Source organism: Streptomyces sp. NPDC026301 (assembly GCF_055567935.1).
Genome location: NZ_JBVHPN010000013.1, coordinates 158489 through 170643, shown reverse-complemented (window position 1 = coordinate 170643; position 12155 = coordinate 158489). Strand labels below are relative to the sequence as shown.

10 protein-coding genes are annotated in these 12155 nt (G+C 72.2%); 9 read left to right on the top strand and 1 reads right to left on the bottom strand.

Translation table 11 applies throughout. From position 1 onward, the window contains the following. Positions 1-16 precede the first annotated feature (16 nt). The gene (locus tag ACZ4MH_RS23625; RefSeq protein WP_351600313.1) at positions 17-454 is read left to right on the top strand and encodes a MarR family winged helix-turn-helix transcriptional regulator; all 438 of its coding nucleotides are present in this window, start codon (positions 17-19) and stop codon (positions 452-454) included. Between the two features lie 60 nt (positions 455-514). On the opposite strand, the gene ACZ4MH_RS23620 is transcribed toward ACZ4MH_RS23625, so the two are convergent. Beyond that, positions 515-1267 (bottom strand): IclR family transcriptional regulator, encoded by a 753-nt coding sequence (locus tag ACZ4MH_RS23620; RefSeq protein WP_351600315.1) that lies wholly within the window; start codon positions 1265-1267, stop codon positions 515-517. A gap of 194 nt (positions 1268-1461) precedes the next feature. Between ACZ4MH_RS23620 and ACZ4MH_RS23615 the strand changes: the two genes are divergently transcribed. The 8 genes from ACZ4MH_RS23615 to ACZ4MH_RS23580 all read left to right on the top strand — a co-directional run bounded on the left by ACZ4MH_RS23615 (position 1462) and on the right by ACZ4MH_RS23580 (position 12093). Continuing rightward, the gene (locus tag ACZ4MH_RS23615) at positions 1462-2817 is read left to right on the top strand and encodes an MFS transporter (RefSeq protein WP_351600317.1); all 1356 of its coding nucleotides are present in this window, start codon (positions 1462-1464) and stop codon (positions 2815-2817) included. Positions 2818-2999: 182 nt separating this feature from the next. After that, positions 3000-4400 (top strand): condensation domain-containing protein, encoded by a 1401-nt coding sequence (locus ACZ4MH_RS23610; RefSeq protein WP_351600319.1) that lies wholly within the window; start codon positions 3000-3002, stop codon positions 4398-4400. Between the two features lie 160 nt (positions 4401-4560). Continuing rightward, a complete protein-coding gene (locus ACZ4MH_RS23605; protein WP_351600321.1) occupies positions 4561-4893 on the top strand; it encodes a hypothetical protein in 333 nt (110 codons plus the stop codon). Positions 4894-5280: 387 nt separating this feature from the next. Next, a complete protein-coding gene (locus ACZ4MH_RS23600) occupies positions 5281-5670 on the top strand; it encodes a hypothetical protein (RefSeq protein ID WP_351600323.1) in 390 nt (129 codons plus the stop codon). A 150-nt stretch (positions 5671-5820) separates the two neighbouring features. Next, positions 5821-6978 (top strand): acyl-CoA dehydrogenase family protein, encoded by a 1158-nt coding sequence (locus tag ACZ4MH_RS23595; protein WP_351600325.1) that lies wholly within the window; start codon positions 5821-5823, stop codon positions 6976-6978. Between the two features lie 11 nt (positions 6979-6989). Next, the gene (locus tag ACZ4MH_RS23590) at positions 6990-8597 is read left to right on the top strand and encodes a 5-guanidino-2-oxopentanoate decarboxylase (RefSeq protein ID WP_351600327.1); all 1608 of its coding nucleotides are present in this window, start codon (positions 6990-6992) and stop codon (positions 8595-8597) included. After that, positions 8594-9802 carry a glutamate dehydrogenase gene (locus tag ACZ4MH_RS23585; protein ID WP_351600329.1) on the top strand — a complete coding sequence of 403 codons (1209 nt, stop codon included), beginning with the start codon at positions 8594-8596 and terminating at the stop codon, positions 9800-9802. The genes ACZ4MH_RS23590 and ACZ4MH_RS23585 overlap by 4 nt, the downstream gene beginning before the upstream one ends. After that, positions 9799-12093 carry an acetate--CoA ligase family protein gene (locus ACZ4MH_RS23580; protein ID WP_467754665.1) on the top strand — a complete coding sequence of 765 codons (2295 nt, stop codon included), beginning with the start codon at positions 9799-9801 and terminating at the stop codon, positions 12091-12093. Before ACZ4MH_RS23585 ends, ACZ4MH_RS23580 begins: the two co-directional genes overlap by 4 nt. Positions 12094-12155 lie beyond the last annotated feature (62 nt).

The window sequence follows — 12155 nt, the reverse complement described above, 5'->3', positions numbered from 1 at the left end:
GCTTACAGGAGGCTCGATGGCTGCGGTCGATCTGAACACCCATCCCGGGCATCTGGCCCGCCGCCTCCAGCAGGCGCATTCGCTGCTGTGGGGCGCGATGGTGTCCGAGGAGATCACCTCGCCGCAGTTCGCCGTGCTCAACGCGCTGGTCGAGAAGCCGGACATCGATCAGCGCACGCTGAGCGAGCATGTCCACCTGGACCGCTCGACCATCGCCGACCTGGTCGCCCGGCTGGTGCGGCGCGGCCTGGTGGAGCGGGTGCGCGACCCGCACGACGGCCGCCGCAACGTACTGAAACTCTCCGACGAGGGTGCCCGCCTGCACCGCAAGCTCGTCACCCGCACCGGGCGCATGAACCGGGTCTTCCTCGCCCCGCTGGAGGAGGACGAGCAGGAGACGCTGATGCGCCTGATCGGCCGGGTCGCGGACGCGGCGGAGGAGCTGCGGGGGTAGGGCCCCGGTCCGTACGGCGGCCCCGGTCCGTACAGCGGACCCGGGCCGTGGGGGCGGCGCTCAGCCCGTGACGGGCAGGCCGCCGGCCACCGTGCGGGCCGCGGCCGTCAGGGACGCGACGAAGAGCGGTACCCGCTCGGCCGTGAAGCGCGCCGACGGGCCGCCGAAGGACAGCGTGGCGACCACCTCGCCGCCGCGCGAGCGCACCGGCACGGCCACCGACGACAGCCCCTCCTCGTGCTCGCCGTGGCTGACCGCGTACCCGGCGCGCTCCGCCTCGGCCGCCCATTCGGTCAGCGCCCGGGCATGCTTCGTGCCGTGCGGGGAGCGCCGCGCCACCCGCTCGACCAGCGCCGCCTCCGCGTCGATCAGCAGGATCTTCGACGGCCCGCCGGCCCACAGCGGCAGCTCGTCGCCGACCCGTACGACGTGCCGCAGCGCCTGCGGGCCCTCCTCCTGGGCGATGCAGATGCGGTGCACGTCGCGCCGTACGTACAGGTGCACCGTCTCCCGGTGCTCGGCGGCCAGCTCGCGCAGCGCGCGCCGGGCGGTGGCCGGCAGCCGCCAGCCCTGGTCCGCCAGCCGGACCCAGCGCAGGAAGGTCGGGCCCGCCGTGTACCGGCCGTGCTCGTCCAGCCACAGCAGGCCGTTCATGCGGAGCGTCTGGAGCAGGCGGAGCGCGGTGGTCTTGGGCAGCCCGCTGCCCGCGACGATCTCCCGGAGGGTCAGCGCGGGGCGTTCCTCGCCGAAGAGCCCCAGGATGTCGATGGCCCGCTGAACCGTCCGCATGCCGCCGCGCTCGCTCTCGCTCATGGCGACCAGTATGGATCCCGGTCCGCTGTGCGGACCAGGGGCAGGCAATCCTCCGGTTACTCGTCGGCAACCTCTTGTAGATAGTCAGCACACGTTCTATCGTCGCCGCAGCTCGGACCAAGTGGTCCGCACAGTGGACCTGCTCCCTACAGCGGTCCGCAACCGCACCGCGGACCAGACGAAGGAGTCCCCGCATGAGCGCGACCGAGCGCCCCGCATCGCCACCGCCCGTCGTCCCCGACGCCGCCCGCCCGGCGCTCAGCCGTGCCCGCTACGGGCTGCTCGCCTGCCTCTTCGTCATTACGGCGATCAACTACCTGGACCGTACGAACCTCTCGGTCGCCCTCCCGCACATCAAGGAGGAACTGCACCTCTCGGGCACCCAGCAGGGCCTGCTGCTCTCCTCCTTCGGCTGGGCGTACCTGCTGCTCCAGGTGCCGGCGGGCCGGCTCATCGACCGGGTCGGCGCCAAGCTCGCCTTCGGGTACGCGCTGGTCGGCTGGTCACTGGCGACGTTCGTGGTCGCCGCGGCCCGCAGCTTCGTCCCGCTGGTCGGCATCCGCGTCGCGCTCGGCGCCTTCGAAGCGCCCGCCTTCCCGTCGAACAACCGCCTGGTCGTGAACTGGTTCCCGGGCCGGGAGCGGGGCCGCGCCACCGCGACGTACACCTCCGGCGAGTACATCGGCCTGGCCGTCGCGGCGCCCGTCCTCTCCCTCCTCACCGTGCACTTCGGCTGGCGCTCGGTCTTCGTGATCACCGGCATCGTCGGCCTGCTCTTCTCCGTCGTCTGGTTCGCCAAGGTCTACGACCGTCCCGAGCACAGCCCCAAGGTGAGTGCGGCGGAGCTGGCGCACATCCGGCAGCCCGACGAACTGGAGTCCGCCGAGGAGATCGCGGCGGCCAAGGAGCAGGCGGCCGTCCTGGACACCAGCGTCTGGGCCGACCTGCGGGTGCTGCTGAGCAACCGGCGGCTGTGGGGCATGTACATCGGCCAGTTCGCCAGCGCCTCGGTCCTCTTCTTCTTCCTCACCTGGTTCCCCAGCTACCTGGTGGAGGAGAAGCACATGGGCATCATCAAGGCCGGCTTCTGGGCCTCGGCGCCGTACCTGGCCGCGCTGGTGGGCACGATGGCCGGCGGCGCCTGGTCGGACCGGATGCTCAACTCGGGCCGCTTCTCCCGAACATTCGCCCGCAAGGCGCCGGTAATGATCGGTTTCGTACTCGCCTCGGTCATCGTCTGTGCGAACTTCACCAACTCCGTACCGCTGGTGATCACGTTCATGTCCGTCGCGTTCTTCGCGCAGGGCCTGATGCAGAACAGCTGGGCGCTGTTCTCCGACGCGGTGCCGCGCCGGCTGACCGGCACCGGCGGCGGCGTCTTCAGCTTCGCCGCGAACGCCGGCGGCGTGCTGACTCCGCTGGTCATCGGCGTGATCGTGGACCGGACCGGCTCCTTCGCCTGGGCGCTCGGCTACATCGCGATCGTCGTCCTGGCCGGCCTGCTGGCGTACGCCCTGCTCATCGACAAGGTGGAACGGGTCGAGGGCTGACCGTGCCGGGGCCCTGCCGGGGCCCCGCCCGGTGTCCCTCTCCGGGCCCTTGTCATGCCCCCCGTTTCTGTCAGCTTTCCGGCTCGTTGGGTGAAAGAGCGGGGCCGGATCGTGGCCGCCAACGCCGCCCGCCCCGGTCGCGCGAGCGACACGGCAACTGACAGGCAACGGAAAGAGCCATAGTGCTTCAGGTACCCATCGAAGATGTGGAGATCGCCCCGGGACACGTCTTTGAGTGGTCGGTGGTGGTCGCGAGAATGCACGGCTCCGCCGAATCCGACCCGCCGCACGAGACCACCACGTACAACCAGGCGAAACATTTCGCGGTCGCCCAGGACGCGCGCAGCACGAATGATTCCGTATCCGCCTATGTGGCCGGGACGTTCGAGATTTCCGGGCCGCTGGACCGCGGTGCGCTGGAATCCGCGCTGCTGCATTTCGTGCGCCGCCATGAGGTGTTGCGCTGCACATTCCAGCAGCTCGCCGGCGATCTGTCCTGCGACGCGCTGGCGCCGGAGGACATCGAACTCAAAACGGTCGACGTGGGGCCCGTCGACTCCGCCGACGGAATCCGCGCGTATCTGCACGAGTTCTTCCAGCGGGTCGACACGCTCTCCTGGCCGCTGATCATCATGGGCGCGGTGGCCAGGGACGACTCCACCACGGTGTACTTCGCCTGCGACCACCTCGTCACCGACGGCCTGTCGACGCCGATCGCGGTGCACGACATCGCCAGCGCCTATGCGGCGTACGCCCGCGGCGAGGAGCCCGACTTCTCCGAGGTGGGCAGCTATGTCGACTTCAGCCGCGACCAGCGCAACCGCAATGGGTCCATGGTCGCCGAGGACAGCCGGCTGGACCACTGGAAGGGGTTCATGGAGCGGGGCGGGAACTTCTTCCCGCCGTTCCCGCTCGACCTCGGCGTCGAGCCGGGCCGCCTGTATCCCACGGTCAACGAAACGGAAACGCTTCTGCCGGCGGACGGGGCCGCGGCGCTGGACGACCAGTGCAGGGCGGCGGGCGGACGGCTGTTCATGGGGCTGCTGGCCGCGGTCGGGGTGTCCCTCCGGAAAGAGGGCGGGCCGTCGGTCTACCGGGGCCTGATGCCGGTCAACGAACGCGGTCGGGGTGCCTATGCGCACACCATGGGCTGGTTCATCAATACGATGCCGATCGAATTTCCGGTGCCGGAGGGTGCGGAGTTCGCGGACGTGATGACCGGCGTACAGAGCGCCTTCGCCGAAATGCAGCGCCATGGCGACGTACCGTTCGTGCAGGCGTGGCGACTGCTCGCGCCGCGCGAGTACACCGCGCTCCGCTACTGGCCGTATGCCGTCAATTTCTTCTCGTACCTGGATTTCCGCAAGGCACCGGGCGCCGAGCACCACGCCGCACGCAACGCCCAAAAGCACCTGTGGGCCTCGCGCAGCAACGGCATCTGTTTCTGGTTCCACCGCAACGACGCCGGCCTCCACATGAACTCCATCTACGTCGACACCCCCCAGGCCCGCACCACAAAATCCACCCTCGGCGACACCCTCCAACAAACCCTGAAAAACATGGCAGAAGCAGGAACGTTCTGACGGGAACGCCCAGACGCCTGGAACGTTGTGATGGCAAGGGGAGCCGCGAGCAGGAACGTTCCTGGCGAGGTACAGGGGGCCTCGCCACGCCGCCCGCTCTCTGGTCCGCTCAGCGGACCAGGCGGCCCGTTCCGTGGTCCGCCCTCGCTAATCTGGTCCCATGACCCTGACACCGGAACTCCCCGCCGCCACCGCCGGCGACTGGTGGGTCACCACCGACCAGTCGCTGGCCCTCGCCGAGCAGCACAGCGCCGCCGCGCGTACCGCTCCCGACCTGCTGGCCACCCTCGCCGAGATCGGCCGGGTGCGGGCCGCCGCCGATTCCGCGCTCGGCGCCGCCGTGCGCGCGCTGCTGTCCTCCGGGCACGACTGGGACGAGATCGCCGCCGCGCTCGGGCTGCCCGACGCGGCCGCCGCCCGCCGGGACACCGCGGACGCCCTGGCCCACGCCGACCGCGCACTGGACCGCCGCCTCGGCCACCACGGCTCGTGAGGTTTGAACGTTTGGCCGTGACCGTTCACTTGTGTGAGTGAAAGATGCTCAGTCGCCTCGAAGGGGCGTATGGGCAGGGCGGTGCGATGCCTGCCAGGGCATTGGTGCGTGTGGTGCGCAGGTAGAGCGGTTGCCGGTGGCCGGTTCACCGTGAAGCCGTTTGCTGCTGTGTTGCCCGGTCCGTCCGGTGTCGCTTGGGTTGGCCGTGCCCGTTGATCCGGGAATTCGACCGACCGAGACAAGGACGTGTTCATGCGCAGCAGCGTGCGCTGTACGGCAGCATTAGTCGGTATGTCCGCCGGGGCTCTGCTCCTGGCCCCGCCCGCTCATGCCGACCCGGCTGTCCTTACCTGTACGGGCAGCCAGTCCGCCGTCTACAGCCCTCCTATGACCCTGACGCCGCGGCCCACCCGTGCCCGGGTAGTGGAGGACTACCGCAATTGCACCTCCTCGCTGAACGGCATCACTCGTGGTCGGGGCGCGGCATCGTTTGAAGAAGAGGTCAGCTGCCTGCTGACCGTGCAGCCGGGCCGTACCGACGTGATCGAGTACAGGTGGGATACCGGTCAGGCCAGTACCGTCAGGTTCACCAATACCACCGTCGCGCGCGTGGGCGGCACCACCACGGTCACCTCAACGGGGCAGGTCAGCAGTGGCCCAGGGGAAGGTAGCACTGCCATTCGTGAAGTGGCCCTGCCCTCGCTGGATCTGGTCGCGTGCGCCGGAGAGGGAGTGAGTTCGCAGGAGGGCGTCACCACCCTGACGTTCGTGCTCTGACCCGCTTACGGGTCCCCAGCCCGCTGACTGGCGATTCAGTCGGCGGGCTCATTGACATGTCCGTCGCCCACTCCAAATACTGAATCACGATTCAGTAAGGCGTCGCCGTCGCCGTGCCGTGCGGCCGGTGCGTCCGGAGAGGGAGAGCCCATGTCAGAGCTGCCCACCGAGCTGGTCCCGCTGAGCCCCGAGCAGCGGGACATCGTCGACCTCACCCGTGCGTTCGCGCGCGACGAGATCCGGCCGCGGGCCCGCGACGTGGACGAGGCCGACATCAAGACCCCCTGGGACCTGTGGCGCAAGGCCGCCGAGGTGGGCATCACCGGCTTCATGCTCCCGGCCGAGTACGGGGGCGGCGGCTTCACCGACGTCTTCACGCAGGCGCTCGTGCAGGAGGAGCTGTGCGCGGGCGACCTCGGCATCGGCAACCTGCTCTGCTCCAACGGCTTCTTCGCCGACCCGGTACTGGAGCTCGGCACCAAGGAGCAGCAACGGACCTGGCTCACCCCGCTCACCGGCCCCGACACGCCCATGACCGCCCTGGCCACCACCGAGCCCGGCGCCGGCTCCGACGCCGCCTCGATCACCACCACCGCGCTCCGCACCGCAGGCGGCTACCGGATCAACGGCCAGAAGGCGTGGATCTCCAACGCCGGCGAGGCCGACCAGTACGTCGTCTTCGCCAAGACCGACCCCGCGCTGCGCGCCCGCGGCGTCACCGCGTTCCTGCTGCACAAGGACACCGAAGGCGTCGAATTCGGCGCGCCCATGCGCAAGATGGGGCAGCGCGCGATCGTCTGCCGCGAGATCTTCTTCCGCGACGCGTTCGTACCGGAGGAGAACCGGCTCGGCGACGAGGGCCAGGGCTTCCACGGCCTCATGCGCACGTTCGACATCTCGCGCGCGGTCCTCGGCGCGGCGGCGACCGGCATCGCGCGCGCCGCCTACGAGTACGCCCGCGACTACGCCACCACCCGGCAGCAGTTCGGCAAGCCCATCATCGAGCACCAGGCCGTCGCTTTCCGCCTCGCGGACATGCGGACCCGGGTCGAGCAGGCCCGGCTGATGACCTGGCGGGCGGCCAAGCGGCTGGACGCCGGGCTGGACGCGACCACCGAGGCCGCGATGGCCAAGCTCACCGCCTCGGAGACCGCCGCGTACTGCACGTGGGCCGCGGTCCAGACGCTCGGCGGCTGGGGCTACTCGCGCGAGTACCCGGTCGAGCAGTGGATGCGTGACGCCAAGCTGGAGGAGATCGAGGAAGGCACCTCGGACATCATGCGGCTCGTCATCGCGCGGGGGATGTGATGACTGTGGACATGACCGGTGGCCAGGCCCTCGTACGGGCACTGGCCGCGCACGGCGTCACGCGGGCCTTCGGCATCCCCGGCACCCACAACCTGGAGATCTACCGCCACCTCGACGCGTACGGCATCGCCGACCTGAACCCCCGCCACGAGCAGGGCGCGGGCTACGCCGCCGACGCGTACGCCCGGGTCACCGGCCGCCCCGGCGTCGCGCTGACGACCACCGGCCCGGCCCTCCTCAACATCGCGGCCGCCGTCGGCCAGGCGCACTCCGACAGCGTCCCGCTGCTCGTCGTCTCGCCCGGGATGCCGCTGCGCCACCCGCGGCAGTCCACCGGGCTGCTGCACGAGATGCGCAGCCAGACGGACGCGCTGCGGGCGGTGGCGGCGTTCAGCCACCGGGTGTCGACGGTCGAGGAGATCGGCGCGGCGGTCGCCCGTGCGTTCACGCTCTTCCGTACGGGGCGGCCCCGCCCGGCGCACATCGAGGTGCCGCTCGACGTGCTCACGGAGGTGGCGGCACCCGGGCCGGTGCGGCCCGCGCCGCCCGCGGTACCGGCCACCGCGGACCCGGAGGCGCTGGCCGCCGCGGCCGGAGCACTGCGGGGCGCCCGCCGACCGGCCCTCGTGCTGGGCGGCGGTGCGCGATCGGCTGCCCCCGAACTCCGGCAACTGGCCGAGGAGTTGGGCGCCCCCGTGGTGACCACCGCCAACGGCAAGGGAACCTTCCCCGAGACGCACCCCCTCTCGCTCGGCGTCTCGCTGCACAGCCCCGCCGTCCAGCGGTGGCTGGCGGCCGACTGCGACGCGGTCCTCGCCGTCGGCACGGAACTCGCCGAGTCCGACGTATGGACCACAGAACCACTCACCCTCCGGGGCCCGTTGATCCGGGCCGACATCGACCCGGCGCAGATGTACGCGGGGCTCCCGGCGGACATCGCGCTGGTGGGGGAGGCGCGGGAGACGGTGCGGGCGCTGCTCAAGGAGGCGGGGGAGGAGCGGGGCAGGGCCGCGGCGGAACGCACCGTCGCGACCCTTCGTACCGAGCGGGACGCGGAGACGGCGGAGCGGGACGCGCGGTGGCTGCCGTACCTCCGGGTGATCCGCGAGGTACTGGCCCCGGACGCCGTCCTCGCCTCCGACAGCGCGCAGTGCTGCTACTACGGCGCGATCCCGCACCTTCCCCTCGGCCCCGAGGGCCGCTATCTGCATCCGACCGGCTTCGGCACCCTCGGGTACGCACTGCCCGCCGCCGTCGGCGCCAAGGTCGTGGACCCGGACCGGCAGGTCGTCGCGCTGAGCGGCGACGGCGGGCTGCAGTTCTCCGTACAGGAGCTGGCCACCGCCGTACAGCTTCAACTTCCCCTCCCCATCGTCGTGTTCGACAACGGCGGGTACGGCGAGATCCGCGACGAGATGGTGGCGCGGGGCGACCGCCCGGTCGCCGTCGACCTGCCGCCGCCCGGCGTGCCGCCCGTCGACCTGCCCGCGCTGGCCCGCGCGTACGGGGGGCACGGCGTACGCGCCGAGACCGCCCCGGCGCTCGCCGACGCGCTCCGCCGGGCGCTCCGTACGCCCGGCCCCACCGTCATCACCGTCCCCGAGGAGCCCGCCCGATGAGCAGCACAGCCGTACCCTCCGCACCGTCCCCCGCCCCGCTCGTCTCCCTCACCTGGACCGATCACGAGACCGGTCACCAGGGCCATCTGGTCATCGACCGCCTGGTGCGCGGCGTCTCCAGCGGCGGGCTGCGGATGCGGGCCGGCTGCACCCTCGACGAGGTGACCGGTCTCGCCCGCGGCATGACGATGAAGGAAGCGCTGCACTACAACCCCGAGGGCCGTTACATCCCGCTCGGCGGCGCCAAGGGCGGCATCGACTGCGACCCGCGCGCGCCGGAGGCGTACGGCGTACTCGTGCGCTATCTGCGCGCCATGCGTCCGTACATCGAGCACTTCTGGACGACCGGCGAGGATCTCGGGCTCACCCAGGACCTGGTGGACAAGGCGGCCGCCGAAGCCGGGCTGGTCTCCTCCATCCAGGCGGTCTACCCGCTGCTGGACGACGAGACCGCCGCCCGGCAGCGGCTCGCCGACGCCTTCCGGATCGACGTGGACGGCATCGGCCTGGACGAACTGGTGGGCGGCTGCGGCGTCGCGGAGGCCGCGCTCGCCGCGCTGGACCGCGCGGGCGTTCCGTACGCCGGTACCCGGGTCGCCGTGCAGGGGCTGGGCACCATGGGCGGCGCGACCGCGCGTTTCCTGGACCGCGCCGGGCTGCGCGTCGTCGCGGTCGCCGACGTCAAGGGGACCATGGCCAATCCGGACGGGCTGGACGTCGAGGCGCTGCTCGCGGCGCGCGACCCGCACGGCACGGTGGACCGTGCGGCGCTGCGCCCCGCCGACCGTGAACTGCCGGGTGAGGCCTGGTTGTCGGCAGAGGCGGAGATCCTCGTACCGGCGGCCGTCTCGTACGCCATCGACGCCGGGAACCAAGGGGACATCACCGCGCGTTGGGTGGTCGAGGCGGCGAACATGCCGGTACGGGAGGAGGCTGAAGCGCTGCTCACCGCCCGCGGGGTGACGGTCCTGCCCGACGTGGTGGTCAACTCCGGGACGAACGCCTGGTGGTGGTGGACGCTCTTCGGGGACATCGGCGCCGACGCGGACGAGGCGTTCGCGTATACGCGGCGCTCGATGCGGGCCCTGATCGACCAGATGCTGGCGCGCGCCGAGGCTGTTGGCTGCACGCCGCGCGCCGCCGCGCACGGCATCGTGGCGAACCGGCTGCCGGTGATCGCGGAGCGGTTCGGGTGGTACCGATGACGCCCGAGCAGGCCCCATTGGCCGCGCTCTTCGACCCCCGCTCCGTGGCCGTCGTCGGTGCCTCGGCCAACCCCGAGAAGTGGGGGTACTGGCTCGCGTCCGGGGCGCTCGCCGGGCGCGGGCGCCGTGCGGTGCACCTGGTCAACCGGCGCGGCGGCGCGCTGGACGGCGTGCCCTTCCTGCCGGACCTCGGCGCCCTGCCGAGCGCGCCGGAGCAGGTGGTGGTGGCGGTACCGCCGCCCCAGGTGCGGGCGGTCGTCGCCGAGGGGCTGGCGGCCGGTGCCCGCTGCTTCACCGTCATCACCTCCGGCGGCACGGACGCCGCGGCGGAACGGGCGCTGGCGTCCGAGGTGACCGCGCGCGGCGCGCGGCTGCTCGGCCCGAACTGTATGGGCGTAGTCGACACCACCAGCGACCTCCGTCTGAGCTGGGGCGACTTCCCGGCCGGGCAGGTCGGTCTGGTCTCCCAGAGCGGCAATCTCGCGCTGGAGATCGGCCGCCTGCTGGCCCGTGCCGGGCAGGGCTTCTCACGCTTCGTCTCCCTCGGCAACCAGCGGGACATCGACGCCACGGATGCCCTGGAAGCGCTCGTACGGCACGAGCCGACGCGGGTCATCGCCGCGTACGTGGAGGACTTCCGCGACGGGCGGCGGCTGGCCCGCGCGCTGGCCGCGGCGCACGCGGCCGGCAAACCGGTCCTGCTGCTGACCGTCGGCCGCAGCGCCGCGTCCGGCCGCGCCGCGGCCTCCCACACGGGCGCCCTGGTAAGCGCCCGCGCCACGGTCGCCGCCGTCTGCCGGGACGCCGGCGCGTTGCTGCTGGATACGGCGGGCGAGGTGGTGGACACGGCCCTGTGCCTGCTGGCTGCGCGCGGTCGCGCTGCAGGGGCAGCCCCTGCCCCACCGCTGGCGACTTCTCCGCCGTCGTGGCCGCTCGCGCAGTTCCCCGCGCCCCTGGCGGGGCGCTCCTCTCCCCACCCAGCTGCGGGCAGTCGTGCCACCCCTCCCCACCCAGCTGCGGGCAGTCGTGCCGCTGGGGCGGCACGGGTGGGCGCAGCGGCACCCCAGCGGCGGGAAGCCGCCACCGCGCACCCCAGCCACCGACAGCCATCACGCATCGCCATCCTCGCCGACAGCGGAGGCCAAGGCGCCCTGGCCGCAGACGCATTCGCCGCCCGCGGCCTGGACGTACCGGCGTTCTCCGCCGCCACCGCGGCGACGCTCGCCGCCCACCTCCCACCCACCGCCGCCTCCGCCAACCCCGTAGACCTCGCAGGCGCCGGCGAAGCCGACCTCGGCACCTACGCGCGCCTCGCCCGCACCCTCCTGACCTGCGGCGAAGCCGATGCCGTCGTCCTCACCGGCTACTTCGGCGACTACGCCACCGGCAATCCGGCGCAGGCCGCGCGCGAGACCGACGTGGCGCGGGACCTCGCCGACGCCGCCGCGTCGTCCGGCCGCCCGCTCCTCGTCCACACCATGGCCCGCGACACCCCCGCCCTCGCCGTCCTCCGGCAGCGCGGCATCCCGGTCCACGAACGGATCGAGCAGGCCGCCGCGGCCCTGTCCGGCCTGGCCCGCCTCCGTACGGCACACCCCAGACCGCCCCTGCCCACCCCGCCCCCGTCCCCGTACCGCGCCCCCGACGGCGACTACGAGACCACCCGCGACCTGCTCTGCTCGTACGGACTGACGTTCCCCGCCGCCGAGTTCGTCCGTACCGCCGACGAGGCCGCGGCGGCCGCCCACCGCATCGGCTTTCCGCTCGCCCTGAAGGCGATGGGTCTGGCCCACAAGACGGAGGCCGGCGGGGTGGCGCTCGGCCTCGCCGACGAGCCCGCGCTGCGCACCGCCTTCGCCCGTATGCGCGCGGCCACCGCCGCGACCGCCGCGACCGGCGCGGGCCGGTACGCCGTCGAGGCCATGGCCACACCTCCGTACGCGGTCGAACTGATCGCCGGCGTACGGCGCGACCCCGCCTTCGGCCCGGTCCTCATGGCCGGCATCGGTGGCGTACGCGCCGAACTCCTCGCCGACACCGCCCTCGCCCTGGCCCCGCTCACCGCCGCCCACGCCCGCGACCTGCTGCTCTCCCTGCGCCACGCGCCCCTGCTCACGGGCTGGCGCGGCGCCCCGCCCGTCGACCTGGACGCCGCGGCGGCCGCCCTGTGCGCCCTCGCCCGGGCCGCCGCCGAACACCCCGAACTCGCCGAGATCGAGATCAACCCGCTCCTCGTCCACCCGGGCGGCGCCCTCGCCCTGGACGCCCACGCGGTCCTCGGAGAGTTCTGAGTTGATGCAAGTTTGCATTCGATCGATAGCGTTTCCTGTATCAATCGAGGTCAAGGCGTAAA

Excerpts from the sequence above, each read along its gene's own strand:
- ACZ4MH_RS23605 (WP_351600321.1), top strand. The coding sequence starts at position 4,561 with ATGACCCTGACACCGGAACTCCCCGCCGCCACCGCCGGCGACTGGTGG.
- ACZ4MH_RS23595 (WP_351600325.1), top strand. The coding sequence starts at position 5,821 with ATGTCAGAGCTGCCCACCGAGCTGGTCCCGCTGAGCCCCGAGCAGCGG.
- ACZ4MH_RS23585 (WP_351600329.1), top strand. The coding sequence starts at position 8,594 with ATGAGCAGCACAGCCGTACCCTCCGCACCGTCCCCCGCCCCGCTCGTC.
- ACZ4MH_RS23625 (WP_351600313.1), top strand. The coding sequence starts at position 17 with ATGGCTGCGGTCGATCTGAACACCCATCCCGGGCATCTGGCCCGCCGC.
- ACZ4MH_RS23600 (WP_351600323.1), top strand. The coding sequence starts at position 5,281 with ATGACCCTGACGCCGCGGCCCACCCGTGCCCGGGTAGTGGAGGACTAC.
- ACZ4MH_RS23620 (WP_351600315.1), bottom strand. The coding sequence starts at position 1,267 with ATGAGCGAGAGCGAGCGCGGCGGCATGCGGACGGTTCAGCGGGCCATC.
- ACZ4MH_RS23580 (WP_467754665.1), top strand. The coding sequence starts at position 9,799 with ATGACGCCCGAGCAGGCCCCATTGGCCGCGCTCTTCGACCCCCGCTCC.
- ACZ4MH_RS23590 (WP_351600327.1), top strand. The coding sequence starts at position 6,990 with ATGACCGGTGGCCAGGCCCTCGTACGGGCACTGGCCGCGCACGGCGTC.
- ACZ4MH_RS23615 (WP_351600317.1), top strand. The coding sequence starts at position 1,462 with ATGAGCGCGACCGAGCGCCCCGCATCGCCACCGCCCGTCGTCCCCGAC.